Below are 22,470 nucleotides of genomic sequence, written 5' to 3' on the forward strand. Positions count from 1 at the left end.
TGGGTGCGCGTCAAGAGTTGCGACTCGTAAGCCAACGTAAGCTTGCGAACGGCTACGCGGCAAAACACGCGCTTGAACACGGTTTTGGGCTGCGCGAGACATGAACGATTGGAGCGATTGGCCCCTCGCGAAGTCGCGATGATTCGATATCGACGCGCTCAGGTAAGCTTGCGCAGGATGTCATCGCCACTACGAGGATCTGCTTTGGTTTCACTCAAATCCAGTACGACCGCCGCACTTTTGCTTTCTGCCCTCGTATCCGCAGTTGTATCCGGACATGCGAGCGCTGCGCCTGCAAACGCGATCGCCGAGAACGCCTCCGGCGCCGCGTCGCGACACACCGCCACGTTGGGCTCGGGAATTGATCGACAGTATTTCGATCACGCCGTGCGTCCTCAGGACGATTTCTTCCGCGCGGTGAATGGCGCGTGGCTGAGCACGACTCAAATCCCGGCAGACCGCAGCTCGTTCGGCAGTTTCAACATCGTTCGGGACACGACCGAGGAGCAGCTGCACACCATCATCGAGGCCGATGCCTCGACCCACGCGGCCGCCGGTACGTCGACCCAACGCATCGGCGATCTGTACGCGAGCTTCATGGACGAAGCGACGATCGAAAAGCTCGGGATTCACCCGCTCGACGCCGAACTCGCACGCATTGACGCGATGCGCACGCCCACTGACGTCGCCAGCGAATTCGGGCACCTGAGCACGCTCGGCATCGGCACGCCCGTGCACATTGACATTCACCAGGACAATCGCGACGCGACGCGCTACATCGTCGATATTCAGCAAGGCGGCACCAGCCTGCCGGATCGCGACTACTACCTCCAGCTCGACGACAAGCGCTTCACAGACGTGCGCGCGAAGTACGTCGCATACATCGAACACCTGATGACACTCTCGGGCGATGCGAATGCAGCCGCCGAAGCGCCCAAGGTGCTCGCATTCGAAACGGCGCTCGCGAAAATCCAGTGGGACAAGGTCACGCTGCGCGACCCCGTCAAGGCCTATAACAAGGTGTCGATGGCGGAGCTCGCCAAGTTGTCACCGTCGTTCGACTGGCCGGCGTACGCCGACGCAGCGGGCTTTGCCGGCAAAGTCGACTCCGTCATCGTCGGTCAGCCCACGTACGTGAGCGCGCTCGACGCCCTGCTCACGCAGACGCCGGTCAACGACATCAAAGTGTATCTGCGCTGGAAACTGATCAACGGCTTCGCGGGTTCATTGCCGAAGGCCTTCGATCAGGCGCACTTTGCGTTCTACGGCACGGTGATCCAGGGACAACCGGAAGACCGCGCGCGCTGGAAACGCGGCGTGAGCCTGGTAAGCGGCTCGATCGGCGAAGACCTCGGGCAAGCGTACGTCGCGCAGTACTTCCCGCCCGAGCGCAAGGCACGGCTCGACGCGCTCGTGACCAATCTGCTTGCGGCCTATCGCCACAGCATGTCGACCCTGACCTGGATGGGGCCCGAAACGCGCAAGCAGGCGCTCGCCAAGCTCGGCAAGCTGACGGTCAAGATCGGCTATCCGTCGAAATGGCGTGACTATTCGTCGATCGTGATCCGACGCGACGACCTGATCGGCAACATCATGCGCACGTCGGCGTTTGCGCATGCGTATGACATCAACAAGCTTGGCAAGCCGGTCGATCGGACCGAGTGGCAGATGACGCCTCAGACGGTCAATGCCTACTACGACCCCGAAAAGAACGAGATCGTCTTCCCGGCGGCGATCATGCAGCCGCCGTTCTTCCATGCGGATGCCGATGATGCCGTCAACTATGGTGCGATTGGCGCGGTGATCGGTCATGAGATCAGCCACGGTTTCGACGATCAAGGCGCGCAATACGATGGCGACGGCAACCTGCGCGACTGGTGGACGCCTGAAGATCACAAGCAATTCGAGGCCATGACACACCGGCTGGTCGCTCAATACGACGCGTTCTCGCCGGTCGAGGGTTATCACGTCAACGGCTCGCTGACGCTCGGCGAAAACATTGCGGACAACTCGGGTCTGGCGGTCGCCTACAAGGCGTATGAGCTGTCGCTGCACGACAAACCCTCGCCAGTGATCGACGGCATGACCGGCGAGCAGCGCTTCTACTATGGGTTCGCACAGGTCTGGCGCGGCAAATCGCGTGATGCGGCCGTGATCGCGCAGATCAAATCGGACCCGCACTCGCCGTTCGAATTCCGCGTCGAAGGACCGGTGCGCAATCAGCCCGGGTTCTACAACGCGTTCGGCGTCAAGCCGGGCGACGCGCTGTACCTCGCACCGAAGGATCGCGTGATCATGTGGTGATCGGCAAGGCCGGCTACGGCGCGATGCGCAGGCCGGCCATTCGATATTTTCTGCATTGCTGTGGCAACGCCCTCAAAGCGGTCGACATCTCGATACGCCACCTGCAAAAAACAGAAGCCCTCCGGCCGAACCGCCCTCCCAAGGCCCGGATCGACATCCGGACTGTGGGAATGCAGTTCGCAGCAGGAGGGCTTTCTTCATGCCTTGCAACGACGCGCGGCGGATCCGCCGCACGTCGCATCACATCTTTAGCCGCCGAAACTTAGCGGCCAATACTTAGCCGCCGAAATTCTGCGCAGCGAAGTCCCAGTTCACGATGTTCCAGAACGCTTCGACGAACTTCGGACGCGCGTTGCGGTAGTCGATGTAGTACGCATGTTCCCAGACGTCGAGCGTCAGCAGCGGCTTCGAGTCCGTGGTCAGCGGCGTGGCCGCGTTGCTCGTCGAAACGATGTCGAGCGAACCGTCCGTCTTCTTGACGAGCCAGGCCCAACCCGAACCGAACGTGCCGATGGCGACCTTCGTGAACTCTTCCTTGAACTTGTCGTACGAACCGTACTTGGCATTGATCGCGTCGGCGAGCTTGCCCGACGGCTGGCTGCCGCCCGGCTTCAGGCTGTTCCAGAAGAACGTGTGATTCCAGATCTGGGCTGCGTTGTTGAACACGCCGCCCGACGACTTCTTGACGATCTCTTCAAGCGGCAGATTCTCGAACTCGGTGCCCGGGATCAGCTTGTTGAGGTTGGTCACATAGGTTTGATGGTGCTTGCCATAGTGGAACTCGAGCGTCTCTTCCGAGATGTGCGGCGCGAGTGCATTCTTGGCATAGGGCAGCGGCGGCAACGTATGTTCCATGGTGTTTCTTCCTGTTGTAGGGGGGACTTGAAAAAACTGGGCGGAGACTACCGTTGATGCTCGGCATGAAGCGCGACTTGTGATTGTAGGCGATCGCGCTTCATGAAGGGTGTCCGCGATTTTCATGCCCGGCGGAGGGCCTCGGCAGATGGCGGATCCGGCATAGGCCGGGCGCTCGTCGGGATGAATGCTGGATGACAGGGCCGTTCATGTCGACGCTCACGAAATTGAACTCCGTGAATGAAGGCTTCATGACTGCGTGTATGCGCGCGTTCGTGACCCGGTGCATGACTAAGTGCACAACGGAGTTCATGACTGAGCGCATGACGGCTCCCGCTTCAAAACTCGGCATCGAGGCGCGGCTGCACGTCGGCAATGCCGATGTCAGCCGAGCCGTCGGCCAGATGCACTGTCACGCGACGGCCGCGCTCGAGCGCGGCCGGGCTGCGCACTGCGTGCCCTTTTGCGTCGAGCACCGCGGCATAGCCGCGTTCGAGGGTGCGTCGCGGACTCAGCAATTCCGTGCGCGCGGCCAGCTCGCGCACTCGGGCGATCCGGCGTTCGTGACCGCGCTCGAAGGCTTGCGTCAACCGTGCGCTCGCCTGATCGATGCGCTTCAGGCCGGCTTCCGCGTCAGGGCGATGACGGCGCCAGCGCATCTCAAGCAGCGCAAACCGCGCATGCGCATTTTGCGTCGTCCTCGCAGCGGCGCCGGCGAGGCGCGCGGCGAGCTGATCGATATGCTGACGTTGTCGTGCGAGCCGCTCAGCCGGGCTCACGAGGCGGCGCGCAAGCCAGTCAACCTGCTGCGCCCTGCGCTCGATGCCGCGCTCGAACGCACGTGCAAGCTGACCGTGGTGCTGCGACAGATCGCGCAGCAACAAGGCGCGCTGGGGACTCACGAGCTCTGCCGCGCCAGTCGGCGTCGGCGCGCGCAAGTCGGCCGCGAAATCGGCAATCGTGAAATCGGTCTCGTGGCCCACGCCGCTCACGACGGGAATCGGCGAGGACGCGATCGTTCGCGCAAGGGCCTCGTCATTAAACGACCAGAGATCCTCGATCGAACCGCCGCCGCGACACACGATCAGGACATCGACCTCGGCACGCTGGCCCGCGAGTTCGACCATCTCGCGCAGCCGCGCCGCCGAGTCGACGCCCTGAACCGGTGCCGGATACACGATCACGGGTACATGGGGCGCCCGGCGAACGATCGTCGTCAGCACGTCGCGCAACGCGGCCGCGGCCAGCGACGTGACGACGCCGATCGCGCGCGGATGCGGCGGCAATGCGCGCTTGCGATCCGCATCGAACAATCCCTCCGACTCGAGCTGCTTCTTGAGCTTGAGAAAGGCCTCGAACAGCCGGCCCTGTCCCGTGCGTCGCACCTGCTCGACATTGAGCTGCAGTTCGCCGCGCGGCTCGTACATCGCGACGAGCGCGCGCACCTCGATCTTGTCGCCCTCACGCGGAATGAAGTCAGCGTACTGCGCGCGACCGCGGAACATCACACAGCGGATCTGAGCGCCGGCGTCCTTGATCGAGAAATACCAATGGCCGCTCGCCGCGCGCGTGAAGTTGGACACCTCGCCTGAAATCCAGGCCAGCGGGAAGGCGCGTTCGAGCACATTGGCAATCGCGCGATTGAGCGCCGACACGGGCAGCACGAGTTCGCCGCCGCTCATCGGCATGTCGGGAGCTGGCGAATCCGGCCAGTCAGTATCTCGATTCATCGGGCGCTAAAGTGAGGCGCATGTTATTGGGCTCGGCAATCGCCCACGAATTGCGCGCATGACGTCTGCGGGGGCCACAAGCTTACCCGACATCGCGCCCGATCTGACGAACACCCCCACGCCGGCGCCGGGTCTCTCGCAGAATCGGTGCCCCGACCTGACGCGGGATCGGGGCGGGATCAGGGAGGATCAGTGGCGGCTTGGGAGCCGATCCGGGCACAAACCCTGCATACGCCGCGAGTCCGCGAAATCCCCTCAATCCTTGCCCGCGCAAACTATTTCCGCTCGCAAACGATGGACCCGCAACCGTGTTTCGGTGAAGGCCTGGAAAGCTATCCACATAGGGTTCGATTGCCCACTTCTTGTCTGAGAAATGTGCGGTAGCGCACATTGAAACCCGCGCCAGCCGTGGCTTTCCGGCAATTTCTGCCGTGCCAGGGAATATCGCCCGGTCCGCTGCGAGCCTTGTGCGACAGGGGTTTGCGCGAAATGTCAAGCGCAGGCCGCCGCAAAATCATGCGTTCGGCGGCGAGCTTTACCGGTTCGCCTCAAAACGTGGCAGAGCACCGCAATTCTTGCCGTATGAATGACTTATGACGGTTTTCGCAAAGTTCTTCACAAAGTTATCCACAGCAACTGGGGATAGCGCTGAGGCCCGCCCAAAGGGCCTGGGCGGGTGTGAACAACCTTGTCCCGGTCCGCGCGGCAGGCTAAAGTGGCGGGCCGCACGGCTGTAATTCGTACAAAAGATGCAAAAAACAGGTGCTCGACCCCGCTGTGTCCGCGCTTGCGTTTTCGGCCAATCGATCCCGCTGCGGGCAGACACAGCGCAATCCGCCCGGCGTCGATCAGCCGATATGAGACGTGAACACTAACAATTCGTGCCCCTGACCCGCCCCGCGACCCCGTCCTGAACTCATTTTGAAGTCAACCCGATCGGCTCAGGCCGAACTCTTCATCACGCGAGCGTGGCAACAGCGCGGGTGGCTCGCGTGGCTGCTCTGGCCGCTGTCGCTCGTGTTCGGCGCCGTCGCGGCGTCGCGCCGCATGAGCTTCGCACTCGGTCTGCGCCGGGTCGAGCGCGTTGGCGTGCCGGTGGTGGTAGTCGGCAACGTCACGGTCGGCGGCACCGGCAAGACACCCACCGTGATCGCACTCGCGCACGCGTTGCGCGAAGCAGGATGGACGCCGGGCATCGTGTCGCGCGGCTATGGCGCGAAGGTCGCAGAGCCCGTCGACGTGCACACTGGATCCAGTGCGGCCGACGTCGGCGACGAGCCCTTGCTGATACGCCGCCGCAGCGCAGCACCCGTCGTGGTCCATCCCGATCGCGTCCGTGCGGCGCGTACGCTGCGCGAGGCCCATCCGGAAGTCGATGTCATCATCAGCGATGACGGACTGCAACACTATCGGCTCGGCCGCGACGCCGAGATCGTCGTCTTCGACCATCGCCTCGGCGGCAACGGGTTTTTGTTGCCGGCGGGTCCGTTACGTGAACCGCTGTCGCGCAAGCGCGACGCGACGCTGGTCAACAATCCCTATGACCGGGCGCTGCCGCCGTGGCCTCAAACGTTCGCATTGACGCTCGCACCGGGCGACGCGTGGAACGTCGCCAACCCCGCGCTGCGCCGGCCGCTGTCGCAGTTCGCCCATTCGCGCGTGCTCGCGTCGGCCGGCATTGGCGCACCCGAGCGGTTTTTCGCGACATTGCGCGCACAGGGGATTACCCCATCGACACGTGCCCTGCCCGATCATTACCGTTTCGATTCGAACCCGTTCGGCGATGACGACGTCGATGCGGTCCTGATCACTGAAAAGGATGCGGTAAAATGCACCGCCTGGCGCGATGACCGGCTCTGGGCAGTCCCGGTCGAAGCGGTGCTGAACCCGCGCCTCATTGCGCTTGTTGTGGAGAAACTTCGTGGACGCACGCCTGCTTGAAATCCTAGTCTGCCCGCTTTGCAAGGGACCTCTGACGCACGACCGCTCCGCGCAGGAGCTGATCTGCAGCGTCGACAAACTCGCGTACCCGATCCGCGACGGCATCCCCGTCATGCTCGTTGGCGAAGCGCGCCAGACCGTCGAAGGCACTCTCGTCGAGCCCGGTCCCACCGGGGACCGATGAGCCGCGCATCGAGCGGCAGCGCCGCATCGAACATCGACGCACTCACCCCAACGCCGTTTATCGCCGTCATCCCTGCGCGTCTGGCTTCGACGCGCCTGCCCGACAAGCCGCTCGCCGATATCGGCGGACAGCCGATGGTCGTGCGCGTCGCGCAACGGGCTCAGGAAGCGGGCGCGCAGCAGGTGCTCGTCGCAACGGATGCGCAGTCCGTATTCGACGCAGTCACACATGCCGGCTTCGAAGCCGTGCTCACGCGCGCCGACCATCCGACGGGCACCGATCGCCTGTCCGAGGTCGTCGAGCAGCGCGGGTGGGATGACGAACAGATCATCGTCAATGTGCAGGGCGACGAGCCGCTGATCGATCCAGCGCTCGTACGCGGCGTCGCGGCCCACCTGGCCGCGCTGCCCGATTGCGCGATCGCGACGGCTGCCCATCCGATCTCGGACCCGGCGGAAGTTTTCAATCCGAACATCGTCAAGGTCGTGCCGGACGCACGCGGCGTCGCGCTGTACTTCTCGCGCGCACCGATTCCCTGGTCACGCGACGCCTATCAGGCAAGCTGGCCAGAGGTCGCCGCGATGCCGACATCGTCGGCGTCCGTCTATCGCCATATTGGCCTCTATGCGTATCGCGCGGGTTTCCTGCGGCGATTCCCGCAGCTCAGCCAGGCGCCGATCGAACAGGCGGAAGCGCTCGAACAATTGCGCGCACTCTGGCACGGCGAACGCATCGGCGTGCTGATCACCGAGCACGCACCGGCACCTGGCGTCGATACACAAGCCGATCTCGAACGTGTCCGCGCCCTCGTGGCCGCGGACCAGTAAAAAGAATTCACACCTTCTTGGAGACATCACCATGCGTTTGATCCTGTTGGGCGCCCCGGGCGCGGGTAAGGGCACCCAGGCCAACTACATCAAGGAGCACTACAACATCCCGCAGATCTCGACGGGCGATATGCTGCGCGCCGCCGTCAAGGCGGGCTCGCCGCTCGGCGTCAAGGCCAAGGGCTTCATGGACGCGGGCGAACTCGTGCCCGACGAGCTGATCATCAATCTCGTCAAGGAGCGCCTTGCCGAGCCGGATTGCGTGAACGGCTATCTGTTCGACGGCTTTCCGCGCACGATTCCGCAAGCCGAAGCGATGAAGCAGGCCGGCGTGGCGATCGACTACGTCATCGAAATCGATGTGCCGTTCGACGAGATCATCGTGCGCATGAGCGGCCGGCGCGTGCATCCGGCATCGGGCCGCACGTATCACGTCAAGTTCAACCCGCCCAAGGTGGAAGGCAAGGACGACGTGACCGGCGAGCCGCTCGTGCAACGCGACGACGACAAGGAAGAGACCGTTCGCAAGCGTCTCGATGTGTACGTCGCTCAGACGCGTCCGCTCGTCGACTATTACTCGAACTGGGCGAAGAGCGAAGACGCCAGCGCCCCGGTCAAGGCGCCGCAGTATCGCAAGATCTCGGGCACGGGTGCGGTCGACGCGATTCGCCAACGCGTGTTCGACGCACTCAAGTAAAGCGAGGTACGCGCACGCATGGCGTGTTCGTCACAAGGCGGCCTGCGGGTCGCCTTTTTTATTGTTGGCACGCGTGACGCAACGCCGGGCAGGACCACAAGTTCTTCCGGCACCAGGATGACGGGCGCACACCCTGCTCCCTGTCATTGACACCGCAAAACCAGGAGACAAGCGGATGCACATCAAGGACAACGTGTTTATCGTCACCGGCGGCGCGTCGGGACTCGGCGCCGGCACGGCGCGATTGCTCGCCGAGAACGGCGCGCGCGTCGTGATCGCCGATCTCAACGCCGAGGCAGGCGAGGCGCTCGCGAAGGACATCGGCGGCGCCTACGTGCGTTGCGACGTCACGAGCGAATCGGATGGCATCGCCGCGGTCGGTGCGGCCGAAGGCCTCGGCCCGTTGCGTGGGCTCGTGAACTGCGCCGGCATCGCACCGGCATCGAAGACCGTCGGCAAGGACGGCCCGCACTCGCTTGAACTCTTTGCGAAGACGATCTCGATCAACCTGATCGGCTCGTTCAACATGATCCGTCTCGCCGCCGCGGCGATGGCCCGCCTCGACGCACTCGACGATGGCGAACGCGGCGTGATCGTCAACACGGCGTCGGTCGCTGCTTACGACGGTCAGATCGGACAGGCCGCCTATGCGGCATCCAAGGGCGGCATCGTCGGCATGACATTGCCGGTCGCGCGCGATCTCGCACGCACCGGCATTCGTGTCATGACCATCGCACCCGGCATCTTCGAAACGCCGATGCTGCTCGGCATGCCGCAAGAGGTACAGGATGCGCTCGGTGCGAGCGTGCCGTTTCCGTCTCGCCTGGGCAAGCCGGCGGAGTACGCCATGCTCGTCAAACACATTCTGACGAACACGATGCTCAACGGCGAAGTCATCCGGCTCGACGGCGCAATCCGGATGCAACCGAAGTAAGTGACGCTGCGAGCAGCGGGGCAAGCCGCGTAGCACGCGGCGCAGTCCGCAACGAAGCGGGACGCGGAGCACATCGCGGACCCGAGGCTGTCCTCCAAACGTGGCCGCCTGCACGCGCAGGCGGCTGCCCTGCGCCTACAATCTTTCGACGGCCGCAGGACGTGCATGCGAGGCGTGGCATAGGGCATATCGCCATAACGTATGGCGCAGGTCCTGTGTCGCGGACCCCGTCCATCGCCATGCAGGCGCGTCGACATGAATAAAAACAACATGCCAACAGGAGACAGCCATGAAGTCGCTTGCCGAGCAGATGTCCGTGTATCAGCAATACCACCGCAATGCGAAGAACAAGGCGACGCACTTTGTCGGCGTGCCGGCCATCGTGCTCGGAGTCATGCTGTCGCTCTCATGGCTGCCGCTCGGCCACACGCCGTTCACGCTCGCCGACGTCGCCGTGATTCCCGTTCTGCTCTATTACTTCAGGCTTGATGTACCGCTGGCCATCGCCGCGACGATTCTGTTCGGCGTCCTGCTGAGCATTGCGCATTCGATGACGGCGCAGATGACGATGGCGCACGGATGGATGGCGTTTGGCGTGCTGTTCGTCGGCGGATGGATTCTGCAATTGATCGGACACGTGTTCGAAGGCCGCAAACCCGCGCTCGTCGACAACCTGTTCCAGGTGTTTATCGCGCCGATCTTCTTAATTGCGGAAGTCGCCTTCGCACTCGGCTATAAGCCGAGTCTGCACGACGCCGTCGTCAAGGGCGACACGCGGCACGCTTAAGCGGAAGGCTTTGCTGCTACCGTCCCTCGGCGCCCTCGCCGCGCGTGCGCTGACGCAACTCTTCAAGCTGTGACTCGACGACCGTCGCGTCTTCGGCATCCGGACGCACCTCGAGATAACGCTCGAGGTCCTCGACCGCGGGCCGGAAGAAATCGAGCCGTGCAAACGCGAAGCCGCGATCGCGGCGTTCCTCGATCCGGTCAGGCAGCAGCGTCACGAGCCGCTGTTGCACGCCGAGCAAACGCTGCCACCGCTCGGTCTGAAGATAGATCGACTTCAGGTTGCGAAGCATGCGCGCAATGATCTCGCGATCGGTCGCGGGCATCAGCAGCGCGCGCAGCACGCTCGAGATCGACTCACCCGAATGCTGGCGAACGTACGGTTCGAGCATGTCGACGAGCCGCGATTCTGAAAGCGCCTCACCCGTGGTCGGGTCGAGCATGATCTCGCCCGCAGGCGTCGTGACGCGCAGCAGAAAATGGCCGGGAAACGAGACACCGCGCGCGGGCACACCGATCTGCGAGCTGATCTCGAGATAGAGCACCGCCAATGAAATCGGAATCCCGCGCCGGCGCTGGATCACCACATTGAGGTGACTGTTGTCGGGATCGTTGTAGTCGTTGAGATTCGCGGCGAAACCGAGTTCGCCGAAGAAGAACCGGTTCAGGACCTGCAACTTCTGCGCAATGGCAGCATCGGGCGGCATACGCTTGTTGACACGCAACGCCAGCTCATCGATCGACGCAAGGGTGGCCTGCAGATCGAGATCGGGATAGGCATCCTGCGCAAGCGAAAGCGCCGCTTCCGTCAGCGGAAAACCAACATCTTCGGCCACCAGCGTGCCGAAGTATTCGAGCAGGCGTGTCGCCATCAACTGACCCGTCGTTTGAAGAACGTGTACTTGAATCCCATTGCCCACAGCATGCCGAAGTACAGTGCGGCAACCGCAACGAGGCTCGCTCCGAGCAGACACAAGCGCATGAACGGCGTATGGCGCAGGCCCACCCAGTCGAAGCTCTGACTCAACCATAGCAGAACGCCGGCCAGAACGAGACATGCGCCGAGCAACTGGATCAAAAATTTGCCCCAGCCTGCCGACGGTTTGTAGATGCCGCGCCGAACGAGACCGATGTACAGCAGCACGCCATTCAGGCATGCACCCAGACCGATCGCAAGCGACAGGCCTGCGTGTGCAAAGATCGGCACGAATACGTAGTTGCAGGTCTGCGTGAAGATGAGCACCGCAATGGCGATCTTGACCGGCGTCTTGATGTCCTGTTTCGCATAGAAGCCCGGCGTCAGGATCTTGACGACGATCAAACCGATCAACCCGACGCCATAGGCCGTGAGCGCGCGCGACACCATCTCGACGTCATGCGCATTGAACCGGCCATAGTCGAGGATCGTTGAAACGAGCGGCTTCGCGAACACGAACAGCGCGACCGCGCTGGGCGCCGCGAGCAGGAATGTCAGCCGCAATCCCCAGTCGAGCAAGGCCGAATATTCGTTGTGATCGGCATCGCTGTGCGCCTTCGACAGGCTGGGCAGCAGAATCGTCCCGAGGGCAACGCCGAGCATGGCCGTCGGAAACTCCATCAGCCGGTCGGCGTAAGTAATCCACGAGACACTGCCCGCCGCCAGCCGCGACGCGATGTTCGTGTTCATGATCAGGCTGATCTGTGCGACCGACACGGAGAACGTGGCCGGCACCATCTTGGCCAGCACGCGCTTGACGCCCGGATGACGCAGCGCACGCATCAGGTTGAGGTCGATCCGCGGCAACATGTCGATCTGCCTGAGGCCCGGCAGCTGGACGACGAACTGAAGCACGCCGCCAATGAGCACCGCCCACGCAAGCGCGTAAATCGGCACCGGCATGTGCGGTGCGACAAACAGCGCCGCGAAAATGAACGACACGTTGAGCAGCACCGGAGCGAATGCCGGCAAGGAGAACTTGCGGTAGACATTCAGCACGCCTGCCGCGAGCGACGTCAGCGACACCAGCGTGATGTACGGGAACATCACGCGCGTCATATGAACAGCGGCCGGAAAGCCGTCACCTTCGTTCTTCAGGCCGGTTGCCACCGCGAACACGACAGCCGACGCACCGAGCATGCCCAACAGCGACAGCAGAGACAGCACCCAGGCCAGCACCGTTGTCATCGAGTCGACGAGCGCCTTGGTCGCGTCGTGCCCCTTTTGCTGCTTGAATTCGGCCAGAATGGGGACGAAAGCCTGCGAAAACGCGCCCTCGGCGGACAGACGGCGCAGCAGATTCGGGATCCGGAAAGCGACGTTGAATGCATCGGTGAGAGGACTGGCGCCGAAGGTGCGGGCAATGAGCACTTCTCGCGCGAGTCCGGCGATCCGTGAGAGCAGCGTGAAGCCGCTGACGGTTAGGAGGGCTCGGAGTAGATTCATGTTGGCGCGTATTATACGGACCGAACCCGTACCGCCGCCCCGGTGCGCGGTGTGAACTCGTAACTGCCAGTAAAAGCCGATGCGCAGGGCGGCGGAGGCTGGCAGAGGCGTTGGCGGGCCCCGTCAGTACGCCGCGTGCGACGATCTTGCGAACTCACGTTACCCGGTGGTCACGAGCTGACCGGTTGTGCCGGGTTGTCCTGTATCGGGCGCCCCGGGACGCGGCTGAACTGCTGAATGCGCGTAGGATCGGAGCGATCGCGAAAAGGTAGCCGGAATCGGCATTTTTGCCCCCAGCGGCGAAACTGTTGTTCGGGCGAACGTCGTGGCGGTTGCCATGGCGGGTGACTCGCTGCTATACTCCGCCGTTTCTGAATTCCCCTATTTCCGCGACCGCGGCCGAAGCCGGCAGTCGCATTGCCGGAACCGTTCGAGGACACCATGGCCAACACCGCACAAGCACGCAAGCGCGCTCGCCAAGCCGCTAAAGCCAATTCCCACAATTCCGCACTGCGTTCGAAGCTGCGCACCGCCATCAAGGCAGTCCGTAAGGCGATCGACGCTGGCGACAAGGAAAAGGCAGCCGAAGTGTTCAAGGCATCCGCCAAGACGCTCGACATCATTGCTGACAAGAAGATCGTTCACAAGAACAAGGCTGCTCGCCATAAGAGCCGCCTGGCTGCTGCAGTCAAGGCACTGTCGACCGCCGCTTAATCGCACGGTTCGCTTGCCGATCGCCGGGCCGCCAGGTCCGGTCGCAGCACCCTTGTAGCGCAAAAAAGCCCGCTTTAGTCGATAAAGCGGGCTTTTTGTCGTCTAAAGCATTCCATCCGGTCCACGCAGCCCAACCACCGATACACGATGGCTGGATCGAGATTCCGGCGTCGGTCAGACTTTCGCCTTGGCGGCAGACCCCGCCTTGGCCGCGGCGTCGACCGCCTCCTTGTGATCGGGCATCGAGCACCCTTCCGTCACCTGCAAGTTATTGTCGCGAGCGAAATTCATGACAAAGTCGAACGCCATCGGCTCGAGATCGCGCAGCCGTTCATCGACGACCACGCACTTGATATTGCCGAACATCTCGGGACGGACGTAGGTGGAGTACTTGAGTCGCGCGTTTGCGCCGGATGCGCCGGGGCCGAAGGCCGCCATCACGCCGGCCAGACGCTCCGACCAATCGCTCGGACGAAAGGTCTTTCCCTCTTTGGTCACACCCTGGATGAAAAACTCTCTTGGGAAAGAAGTATCGTCGGCCATTTGCAATACCTTGTGGGCCGGTGGTCTGAGCTCCGGCTCTGACTGAAAACTCACGCTATCGCGTGAAAGGATCGGATGCCCGCGTCATTGTTCGTCCCGTGCTCGCCGGCCTCATGCTCGCGTGGTCCGCAGCACGCTTGCCGGCTCGATCCTCGCGCCGGAAAGTGGCCAAATTATACCGCAGGGCAGCAAAGCAATCACGGGATTTGACCCAAGTCTTCTATAAGAGTTGAGCCATCACGACAGACTCGGCATCCGCGCTCGTCAGCGTCAGGAGCATACTCCCGAGCCCTGCGACCGCGCCGACCGGCTCAGCACCACGCGTGCCCGCGCGGCTCGTCAAAGCGGGTGAAATCCTTTATGCTGGAGGCACTTATTCCACGAACGGCGGCGCCGTCCGGGTCAACAGATCCGGGTCAGTCCGCCGATTTTTGTTTTATGGCTCAGAAAAACATTCGGCACTATCTGCAGTTCAAGGATCTCACCCGCGACGAAAACGAGTACCTGCTCGACCGCGCGCGCATCCTCAAGCAGAAGTTCAAGAATTACGAGACATACCACCCGCTGCACGACCGCACGCTCGCGATGATTTTCGAAAAGAATTCAACGCGCACGCGGCTGTCCTTCGAAGCGGGCATTCACCAACTGGGCGGACATGCCGTGTTCATGAGCACGCGCGACACCCAGCTGGGCCGCGGCGAGCCGATCGAGGATGCCGCGCAAGTCATCTCGCGCATGACCGACATCATCATGATCCGCACGTTCGGACAGGACATCCTGCACCGTTTCGCCGAAAACTCGCGGGTACCGGTCATTAACGGACTGACCAACGAATACCACCCTTGCCAGGTACTCGCCGACATCTTTACGTACTTCGAGCACCGCGGTCCGATCACGGGCAAGACGGTCGCCTGGGTCGGCGACGCGAACAATATGCTCTACACATGGATCGAGGCGGCGCACATTCTCGATTTCAAGGTCCGGCTATCGACGCCGCCGGGCTACGCGCTCGATCAGGCACTGGTCGACCCCGCGACGCATGGTAGTTTTGAAGTCGTCGACAATCCGCGCGACGCCTGCGACGGAGCCGACCTGGTCACGACCGACGTCTGGACCAGCATGGGCTTCGAGCAGGAAAACGAAATCCGCAAGAAGGCGTTCGCTGACTGGTGCGTCGACGCGGCGATGATGGCGCGCGCGAAGCCCGACGCGCTGTTTATGCACTGCCTGCCGGCGCACCGGGGCGAAGAAGTGACCGCCGATGTGATCGACGGCCCGCAAAGCGTCGTCTGGGACGAGGCCGAAAACCGGCTCCACGTGCAGAAGGCGTTGATGGAATTCCTGATGTTGGGCAAGGTCAGTCACTGATCCCGCCCGGGCACGGCCGCGGCGAGGCAACAAAGGTCGCGATGGGTCGGGCCGGCGAATCGTCGGGATCCGTGCGCAGTCACGGCACGATCGCACCTCGCCGTCGCCGACCGCGCCAGCTTCATTCCCCGGCGGCAACCTCAGGGTTGCTGCCTGCTTTTTAGGCATTCTGCTTTGATGTCACCGCTTTAATGTCACAATAACCGGCTTCGCGGCCTCTTCCCCCCGTCGCGAATCCGTCACGAGTTCACCATGAGCGAAATCAAGAAAGTAGTGCTGGCCTATTCGGGCGGCCTCGACACCTCGGTCATCCTTAAGTGGCTGCAGGACAACTACGACGCCGAAGTCGTCACGTTCACGGCCGACATCGGCCAGGGCGAAGAGCTCGAGCCCGCGCGCGCCAAGGCCGTCAAGCTCGGCATCAAGCCTGAGAACATCTATATCGACGATCTGCGCGAAGAGTTCGTGCGCGACTTCGTGTTCCCGATGTTCCGCGCCAATGCGATCTACGAAGGCGAATACCTGCTCGGCACGTCGATCGCCCGTCCGCTGATCGCCAAGCGCCAGATCGAAATCGCACGCAAGACCGGCGCGCAAGCCGTCTCGCACGGTGCAACCGGCAAGGGTAACGACCAGGTCCGCTTCGAACTCGGCTACTACGGCCTCGAACCGGGTATCAAGGTCATCGCGCCGTGGCGCGAATGGGACCTGCTCTCGCGTGAAAAGCTGCTGGCGTACGCCGAAAAGGCGGGTATTCCGATCGAAATGAAGCACAAGCAAGGCGGCGCCCCGTATTCGATGGACGCGAACCTGCTGCATATTTCGTTCGAAGGCCGCCACCTCGAAGATCCGAAGGCGGAAGCCGAGGAAGATATGTGGCGCTGGACGGTGTCGCCTGAAAAGGCGCCGGACGCACCCGAATACGTGGACATCGGCTACGAAAACGGCGATCCGGTCACGCTCAACGGCAAGCGCCTGTCGCCGGCCGAGATGCTGACCGAACTCAACCGCCTCGGCGGCAAGCACGGCATTGGCCGTCTCGACCTCGTCGAAAACCGCTATGTCGGCATGAAGTCGCGCGGCTGCTATGAAACGCCGGGCGGCACGATCATGCTCAAGGCCCACCGCGGTATCGAGTCGATCACGCTCGATCGCGAAGTCGCCCACCTCAAGGACGATCTGCTCGCCCGCTACGCCTCGTTGATTTACAACGGCTACTGGTGGGCGCCGGAGCGCAAGGCAATCCAGGTCCTGGTCGACCATACGCAACAGAACGTCAACGGCTGGGTTCGCGTGAAGCTCTACAAGGGCAGCGTTTCCGTCGTGTCGCGTGACTCGGACAACACGCTGTTCGACAAGACGATCGCGACGTTCGACGACGACGGCGGCGCCTACAACCAGGCCGACGCCGGCGGCTTCATCAAGCTCAACGCGCTGCGTATGCGTATTGCCGAAAACGCGCGTCGCAAGCGCTCGTAAGCCTCGCAAGTGACGACGGCCAGTGCGGTCATGCGCTGGCAATGATAAAGCCGCCCCTCGGGCGGCTTTTTTTATTCATTCGACTCGGTGAAGAACCGGGCGATCGCCCCGCCCACGCGTGCACGCAAGGTCGCGGCGCTTACTCAGCGACAGGGGCATTCGCCCGATCTCGAATCTCTGGTCCGTCGCGCCTACACGACGACAGGTTCCGGCTCGAGCGTCACCCCAAACCGGTTGAACACGTCGTCGCGGATCGCCTGCGACAGGGCGAGCACATCGGCGCCGGTCGCCCGCCCGCGATTCACGAGCACCAGCGCCTGACGATCGTGGACGGCCGCATCGGCCACCGCACGCCCCTTCCACCCGCACTGGTCGATCAGCCAGGCCGCGGCGAGCTTGCGCGAACCGTCGGGCTGCTCGTAGGACACCACATCGGGAACCCTGGCGACCAGTTCGGCAAACTGCGAGGCGCCGACGACGGGGTTTTTGAAGAAACTGCCGGCATTGCCCAGGCTCGCCGGATCGGGCAGCTTGGCACGCCGCACGCGAACCACAGCATCGAAGATGTCGCGCGCCGAAGGCTCATTCACGCCCGACGCCGCGAGCTCACGCGCGATGTCCGCGTAAGCCGCACGGGGCCGCCATGCCTTGGGCATCCGGAACCGCACGGAGACGATCAGATAGCGGTCGCGCGCGGCCTGCTTGAAGACACTGTCGCGATAACCGAACGCGCAATCCGCGCAATCGAATTCGACGATATGGCCGTTCGCCAGATCGTAGGCGCGCAGCGAATCGAAATACTCGGCCATCTCGAGGCCGTAGGCGCCAATGTTCTGGATCGGCGCGGCGCCGACCGTGCCCGGAATCAAGGCGAGGTTTTCGAGCCCGTTGCAGCCTTGATCGAGGCACCAGGCAACGAAGTCATGCCAGTTTTCACCCGCGGCCGCTTCGACGAGCCAGTCTTGCGCGGTCTCGTCGACAATGCGTCGCCCCTTGAGGGTCATCAGCCAGACGATGCCCGGAAAGTCGCGCGTCAGCACGACATTGCTGCCACCACCGAGCACCAGTCTTGGAAGACCCGCGAGCGCCGGGTCAGAGCGTTGTTGCTCGAGCGCTTCCCCGATATCGGCCTCGCCGGCAATCTGGCAGGCATACCGTGTGCGGACGTCGAAACCGAACGTATTGTGTTCGCGCAGTGCGTAATCGGAGAACAAACTGACCATGGATGAGACGCGGCGGGGCTGGAAGGGCTTGGAAAAGCAGGCCACGCCGGTAAAATGTCGGCGACCCGTGATTATAGCGAGGGGCCTCGAGACCCCGGAGAAAACGCCATGCCATCGTTCGACGTCGTCAGTGAAGCCAATATGATCGAAGTGAAGAACGCGGTCGAGCAATCCAACAAGGAAATCTCGACGCGCTTCGACTTCAAGGGCTCCGATGCCCGCATCGAGCAGAAGGAGCTTGAACTCACGGCTTATGCCGATGACGATTTCAAGCTCGATCAGGTCAAGGATGTCCTGACCTCAAAGATGGCCAAGCGCAACGTCGACGTGCGCTTTCTCGACTACGGTAAGGTCGAGAAGATCGGCGGCGACAAGATCAAGCAGGTCATCAAGATCAAGAAGGGCGTCAGCGGCGATCTCGCCAAGAAGATCGTCAAGACGATCAAGGACAGCAAGATCAAGGTTCAGGGCAGCATCCAGGGCGATGCGGTCCGCGTGACCGGCACCAAGCGCGACGATCTGCAGTCGACGATCGCGCTGCTCAAGAAGGAAATCACGGACACGCCGCTCGATTTCAACAACTTCCGCGACTAAGCCGCGGCAGAGCCGGCACCTCCGGGCCACTCGTTCAACCGACCGGCCCGGATCAGATTCCCCTCGTCTACGACTTCTTCTTGTCGCCGATCCGGCTTTCCTTGCCGGCCATGAGCTTGGCGATATTCGGCGCGTGCCGCCAGATCAGCAGGATCGACATGACGACGACGGCGACCGAAATCGGGCCGGGGCCGTACATGAAGAACTCGTAGAGCGGCGCAAATATCGCGGCCACGAGCGCAGCGAGCGACGAATAGCGGAAAAAGAACGCGATGATGAGCCAGGTCGCGAGCGTCGCGAGGCCGAGAATCCAGCTCAGCGCGAGCAGCACACCCGCAGCGGTCGCCACCCCCTTCCCACCCTTGAATTTGAGGAACACCGGGAAGATATGGCCCAGAAACACGGCGATCGCACACAGTGCGATGGCTTCCTCGCCCAGATCGAGCCGGTCGCTGTACGTCATCGCGAGCCACACCACGATCCAGCCTTTGAATGCGTCGCCAAGCAGCGTGAGGATGGCGGCGAGCTTGTTGCCGCTGCGCAGCACGTTCGTCGCGCCGGGGTTGCCCGAGCCGTAAGTACGCGGATCGTCGAGCCGCATGGCCTTGCTCACGACGACAGCAAACGGAATCGAGCCGATGAGATAGGCGAGGACGATGGCGATCAGCAGGTTCAGCATTGATGAATCCGAGTGGGAGAACGGCCGCAATTGTAGCGAAGCTGGCGCAGCGCGGCGCTAGGGGCAAGTATGGACCCGGCGGCACTGCGAGGAACCCGTCATCGATCGACAGATCGACTCAATCGACGCTCGCGCACTCGACGGGCTTCGCTTCGAGCAACGTCGTCAGCACCGAAGGCGCGATGCTCACGAGATAGCCGCGCTTGCCGCCATTCAGGTAAATCTGGTCGAGTTCGAGAATGCTCGATTCGACATACACGGGCATCGCCTTGCGCGTGCCGAACGGCGACGTGCCGCCGACGAGATAACCGGAATGGCGGTTGGCGACTTCCGGCTTGCACGGCTCGACGCGCTTGACGCCGATCTGACGCGCGAGGTTCTTGGTCGACACCGTACGGTCACCATGCATCAGCACGACGAGCGGCTTGGCGTGTTCGTCTTCCATGATCAGCGTCTTGACGACGACATGCTCCTCGACGCCGAGCTGCTTCGCGGATTCAGCCGTGCCGCCATGTTCGACGTACTCGTACGGATGTTCGCCAAACGGAATCTTGTGCTTTCGTAGCCATTGCGTGGCCGGCGTTTCGGAAACGTGCTTGGTCTTGCTCATCGTTCAGTGTGCGTGCTTGGTGTCAACGTCTTGCGCACGGTCTCAGCCGCGCGGATGGTGGGTCGCGTGAAGTGTCTTCAATCGCTCGCGCGCGACGTGCGTGTAGATCTGCGTCGTCGAAATGTCGGCGTGCCCGAGCAGCATCTGCACGACGCGCAAGTCGGCGCCGTGATTGAGCAAATGCGTTGCGAAAGCGTGTCGCAGCGTGTGCGGCGTCAGGCGTGCGGCAATACCCGCCTCGACGGCATAGCGTTTGACCAGATTCCAGAACTGCTGGCGCGTCATCGCCTCACCGCGCGCGGTCACGAACATCGCGTCAGTTGTGCGGGCCCCGAGAATCTCGCCGCGCGCCTCGCGCAGGTAGCGCGACAGCCACTCGTGCGCCTGCTCGCCGAACGGCACGAGCCGCTCCTTGAGCCCCTTGCCCATCGCTCGTACGACACCTTCGTTGAGGCCGATCTCGACGGTTTTGAGATTCACGAGTTCCGAAACGCGCAGGCCGCTCGCGTACATCAGCTCGAGCATCGTGCGATCGCGAAGGCCGAGCGGCGCTTCGACATCGGGGGCATCGAGCAGCGCCTCGACCTGCGCTTCGGTCAGCGTCGACGGCATGCGCATCGGTTGCTTCGCCGTCAGCAGTCGAAGCGTCGGATCGACCGTGACCTGATGCTCGCGCAGTGCCCACGCAAAGAAACGCCGGAACACCGACAAGCGCCGGTTGGCCGAACTCGCCTTATCGAGTTTTCTCGCGCCCGCATAGGCGATCAGGTCATCGCTCTCGGTTTGCGCGAGCGTGCGCGCATTGCGCCGTGCGAGCCAGTCGGCGAAGAGACGCAAGTCGCGCCGATAGGCATCGAGGGTGTTGCGCGAAAGTCCTTGTTCGAGCCACAGCGCATCGCAGAACGCATCGATGGCATAGAGGCTTTGTGCATGCGAGGCGGGAAACGGCGCGTCCTGGTCCACGACGACGTTGGACTGCCGGCCGCGGCGTCCCGGTGTCTTGCCTGCGGGTGATGCTGCCGGCGCGATCGTCTTGCTGGCGTGAGCTGCCGTGTCGTTCATCGCACCGTCGTTCGCTGCGCTGTCGTTCACCGCGTTATCGGTCGTCGTTTGACTCATTGTGTCGTTTGCTGCAAAGCCCATTCGACGTGTTCACGAATCAGCGGCGACGGATCGTCCGCCCGTCGCTGCAACGCTTCGATGTACCCGCTTCGCTGCGCGTCATCGCTCGTCGCACGCAACGCATTGCCAAGACCGACCGCCAGGTTGCGCACCCAGCGTTCGTAGCCAATGCGTCGAATCGCCGTGCCTGCCAGTCTGTCTTCGAATTCGTGCGCCGTCCACTCCCAGAGTTCAAGCAGTGTCGCGCGATCGAGGTTGTTCCGCGCATCGAAATCGTCGACCTGCGAGGGCAGCGCGAATTTGTTCCACGGACAAATCAGCTGACAATCGTCACAGCCGTAAATGCGATTGCCGATCAGCGGACGCAGCGGCTCGGGAATGCTGCCCGCCAACTCGATCGTCAGATATGAGATGCAGCGGCGCGCATCGACCTTGTAGGGGGCGACAATCGCACCGGTCGGACACACGTCGATGCATCGCGTGCATGATCCGCAGTGACCCGTCGGACGCCGTGACGTCGACGCGGCCTCATCATTTCGCGACGGTGTCGAGACGGCGACTGCTTGCGGCGTATCGCGCGCTGCATCGCTCGGCGGGCGCTCGGTTTCGGAAACCGGGAAGACCGCGCGCTCGGGAAGCGATGTGTCAGTCAGGCCCGGTAGCGCGTCGCGGTCCGCGGTTGCCGCCATGGGATCGGCGTCCGCCGGCAAAGGCAGGTCGACGAAGATTTCGCCGAGAAAAAAGAACGAACCGGCGTCGCGTTCGAGCAACAGTGTGTGCTTGCCGCGCCAACCGATTCGCGCCTTCACCGCGAGCGCGACTTCGAGCACGGGCGCCGAGTCGGTAAAAACGCGATAACCAAACGGACCGATCTCGGCCTGAATGCGCTCCGCGAGCTTCTGCAACCGGTTTCGCAACACTTTGTGATAATCGCGGCCGCGTGCGTAGACGGAAACAACCGCCTCGCCCGGCTGGTCATAGCGCGCGAATTGCGCCGCACGCCAGTCCGGACGGGGCTTTTCGCGCTCAGAACTCGCCCCGGCGCGAGCGTCGCTTTCCTCGACGGTTCCGTGAGAAGACGGCGCCGCGCGCGATGTCGACCGGTTCGTATCCGTCCCGGATACACGGTCAGGCGCGTCGTCCGACAGCTGCACATCGTCCTGTCGCGCCGCTTCGCGTGCAGTCGTGTCGTCATCGAGACCGGGCAAAATTGCGGGCAGGTAAGCCATCCGCAAGCTGATGACGCGCAGCGTGCCTGGAACAAGCTCGGCGGGCCTGGCGCGTTTGAGGCCATGTTTGGCCATATAATCCATCTCGCCGTGGAAGCCCGCTGCGAGCCATGCTTGCAGCGCCTGTTCGGCCTCGGACAGATCGGTGTCGCTGATACCGACTGCGTCGAAGCCGAGTTCGCGCCCCCACTGCCGGATGCGCGCCGCCAACGAGGCCAGCGCATCGGCA

22 protein-coding genes are annotated in these 22,470 nt (G+C 62.8%); 12 read left to right on the forward strand and 10 right to left on the reverse strand.

Translation table 11 applies throughout. The features are described from left to right. The first annotated feature begins 177 nt into the window (after positions 1-177). Both ACMFWR_RS16710 and ACMFWR_RS16715 read left to right on the forward strand, forming a co-directional pair. Positions 178-2,304, forward strand: a complete 2,127-nt coding sequence (locus ACMFWR_RS16710) for a M13 family metallopeptidase (RefSeq protein WP_413192711.1) — start codon at positions 178-180, stop codon at positions 2,302-2,304. Further along, positions 2,298-2,570 carry a hypothetical protein gene (locus ACMFWR_RS16715; protein ID WP_413192712.1) on the forward strand — a complete coding sequence of 91 codons (273 nt, stop codon included), beginning with the start codon at positions 2,298-2,300 and terminating at the stop codon, positions 2,568-2,570. Before ACMFWR_RS16710 ends, ACMFWR_RS16715 begins: the two co-directional genes overlap by 7 nt. A gap of 10 nt (positions 2,571-2,580) precedes the next feature. On the opposite strand, the gene sodB is transcribed toward ACMFWR_RS16715, so the two are convergent. Both sodB and xseA read right to left on the reverse strand, forming a co-directional pair. Next, the gene (gene sodB / locus ACMFWR_RS16720; RefSeq protein WP_413192713.1) at positions 2,581-3,159 is read right to left on the reverse strand and encodes a superoxide dismutase [Fe]; all 579 of its coding nucleotides are present in this window, start codon (positions 3,157-3,159) and stop codon (positions 2,581-2,583) included. 338 nt (positions 3,160-3,497) lie between these two features. Then, complete coding sequence (gene xseA, locus ACMFWR_RS16725; protein WP_413192714.1) at positions 3,498-4,889, reverse strand: exodeoxyribonuclease VII large subunit; 1,392 nt, start codon at positions 4,887-4,889, stop codon at positions 3,498-3,500. Between the two features lie 921 nt (positions 4,890-5,810). On the opposite strand from xseA, the gene lpxK reads away from it, so the two are divergent. The 6 genes from lpxK (at position 5,811) to ACMFWR_RS16755 (ending at position 10,259) form a co-directional block, all read left to right on the forward strand. Further along, positions 5,811-6,830 carry a tetraacyldisaccharide 4'-kinase gene (gene lpxK, locus ACMFWR_RS16730; RefSeq protein WP_413192715.1) on the forward strand — a complete coding sequence of 340 codons (1,020 nt, stop codon included), beginning with the start codon at positions 5,811-5,813 and terminating at the stop codon, positions 6,828-6,830. Next, positions 6,811-7,014, forward strand: a complete 204-nt coding sequence (locus ACMFWR_RS16735) for a Trm112 family protein (protein WP_413192716.1) — start codon at positions 6,811-6,813, stop codon at positions 7,012-7,014. Before lpxK ends, ACMFWR_RS16735 begins: the two co-directional genes overlap by 20 nt. Continuing rightward, the gene (gene kdsB, locus ACMFWR_RS16740) at positions 7,011-7,841 is read left to right on the forward strand and encodes a 3-deoxy-manno-octulosonate cytidylyltransferase (RefSeq protein ID WP_413192717.1); all 831 of its coding nucleotides are present in this window, start codon (positions 7,011-7,013) and stop codon (positions 7,839-7,841) included. Before ACMFWR_RS16735 ends, kdsB begins: the two co-directional genes overlap by 4 nt. A gap of 31 nt (positions 7,842-7,872) precedes the next feature. Next, a complete protein-coding gene (adk, locus tag ACMFWR_RS16745; RefSeq protein ID WP_413192718.1) occupies positions 7,873-8,538 on the forward strand; it encodes an adenylate kinase in 666 nt (221 codons plus the stop codon). A gap of 175 nt (positions 8,539-8,713) precedes the next feature. Further along, positions 8,714-9,472, forward strand: coding sequence for a 3-hydroxyacyl-CoA dehydrogenase (locus tag ACMFWR_RS16750; protein ID WP_413192719.1), 759 nt, complete (start codon positions 8,714-8,716; stop codon positions 9,470-9,472). Positions 9,473-9,761: 289 nt separating this feature from the next. Continuing rightward, a complete protein-coding gene (locus ACMFWR_RS16755) occupies positions 9,762-10,259 on the forward strand; it encodes a DUF962 domain-containing protein (protein WP_413192720.1) in 498 nt (165 codons plus the stop codon). A gap of 16 nt (positions 10,260-10,275) precedes the next feature. Here the strand turns inward: ACMFWR_RS16755 and ACMFWR_RS16760 are convergent, their stop codons facing one another. Both ACMFWR_RS16760 and murJ read right to left on the reverse strand, forming a co-directional pair. Continuing rightward, the gene (locus ACMFWR_RS16760) at positions 10,276-11,130 is read right to left on the reverse strand and encodes a SirB1 family protein (RefSeq protein ID WP_413192721.1); all 855 of its coding nucleotides are present in this window, start codon (positions 11,128-11,130) and stop codon (positions 10,276-10,278) included. Further along, complete coding sequence (murJ, locus tag ACMFWR_RS16765; protein ID WP_413192722.1) at positions 11,130-12,680, reverse strand: murein biosynthesis integral membrane protein MurJ; 1,551 nt, start codon at positions 12,678-12,680, stop codon at positions 11,130-11,132. The genes ACMFWR_RS16760 and murJ overlap by 1 nt, the downstream gene beginning before the upstream one ends. Positions 12,681-13,121: 441 nt before the next feature. On the opposite strand from murJ, the gene rpsT reads away from it, so the two are divergent. Further along, on the forward strand, positions 13,122-13,394 hold the full coding sequence (gene rpsT, locus ACMFWR_RS16770) for a 30S ribosomal protein S20 (RefSeq protein WP_413192723.1): 273 nt from the start codon (positions 13,122-13,124) through the stop codon (positions 13,392-13,394). Between the two features lie 174 nt (positions 13,395-13,568). Here the strand turns inward: rpsT and ACMFWR_RS16775 are convergent, their stop codons facing one another. After that, a complete protein-coding gene (locus tag ACMFWR_RS16775) occupies positions 13,569-13,937 on the reverse strand; it encodes a DUF3579 domain-containing protein (protein ID WP_413192724.1) in 369 nt (122 codons plus the stop codon). A gap of 438 nt (positions 13,938-14,375) precedes the next feature. On the opposite strand from ACMFWR_RS16775, the gene argF reads away from it, so the two are divergent. Together argF and ACMFWR_RS16785 are read left to right on the forward strand one after the other, a co-directional pair. Next, positions 14,376-15,305, forward strand: a complete 930-nt coding sequence (gene argF, locus ACMFWR_RS16780; protein WP_413192725.1) for an ornithine carbamoyltransferase — start codon at positions 14,376-14,378, stop codon at positions 15,303-15,305. A gap of 252 nt (positions 15,306-15,557) precedes the next feature. Then, on the forward strand, positions 15,558-16,784 hold the full coding sequence (locus tag ACMFWR_RS16785) for an argininosuccinate synthase (protein WP_413192726.1): 1,227 nt from the start codon (positions 15,558-15,560) through the stop codon (positions 16,782-16,784). A gap of 191 nt (positions 16,785-16,975) precedes the next feature. Here ACMFWR_RS16785 and murB read toward each other — a convergent pair whose 3' ends face one another. Then, positions 16,976-18,007 (reverse strand): UDP-N-acetylmuramate dehydrogenase, encoded by a 1,032-nt coding sequence (gene murB, locus ACMFWR_RS16790; RefSeq protein WP_413192727.1) that lies wholly within the window; start codon positions 18,005-18,007, stop codon positions 16,976-16,978. A 108-nt stretch (positions 18,008-18,115) separates the two neighbouring features. Here murB and ACMFWR_RS16795 point away from each other — a divergent pair, with 108 nt between their 5' ends. Continuing rightward, positions 18,116-18,601 (forward strand): YajQ family cyclic di-GMP-binding protein, encoded by a 486-nt coding sequence (locus ACMFWR_RS16795; protein WP_413192728.1) that lies wholly within the window; start codon positions 18,116-18,118, stop codon positions 18,599-18,601. Positions 18,602-18,668: 67 nt separating this feature from the next. Here ACMFWR_RS16795 and plsY read toward each other — a convergent pair whose 3' ends face one another. The 4 genes from plsY to queG form a co-directional block, all read right to left on the reverse strand. Next, positions 18,669-19,280 (reverse strand): glycerol-3-phosphate 1-O-acyltransferase PlsY, encoded by a 612-nt coding sequence (gene plsY, locus ACMFWR_RS16800; protein ID WP_413192729.1) that lies wholly within the window; start codon positions 19,278-19,280, stop codon positions 18,669-18,671. 118 nt (positions 19,281-19,398) lie between these two features. Beyond that, positions 19,399-19,890, reverse strand: coding sequence for a Cys-tRNA(Pro) deacylase (gene ybaK / locus ACMFWR_RS16805; RefSeq protein ID WP_413192730.1), 492 nt, complete (start codon positions 19,888-19,890; stop codon positions 19,399-19,401). A gap of 42 nt (positions 19,891-19,932) precedes the next feature. Further along, positions 19,933-20,952, reverse strand: a complete 1,020-nt coding sequence (gene xerD, locus ACMFWR_RS16810; protein ID WP_413194936.1) for a site-specific tyrosine recombinase XerD — start codon at positions 20,950-20,952, stop codon at positions 19,933-19,935. A gap of 53 nt (positions 20,953-21,005) precedes the next feature. Further along, positions 21,006-22,325: a tRNA epoxyqueuosine(34) reductase QueG gene (queG, locus tag ACMFWR_RS16815; RefSeq protein WP_413194937.1), complete on the reverse strand. Its 1,320-nt coding sequence runs from the start codon at positions 22,323-22,325 to the stop codon at positions 21,006-21,008. Between the last annotated feature and the right edge of the window lie 145 nt (positions 22,326-22,470).

The sequence above is a fragment of the Pararobbsia alpina genome, assembly GCF_965118125.1.
Taxonomy (GTDB): domain Bacteria; phylum Pseudomonadota; class Gammaproteobacteria; order Burkholderiales; family Burkholderiaceae; genus Pararobbsia; species Pararobbsia alpina_A.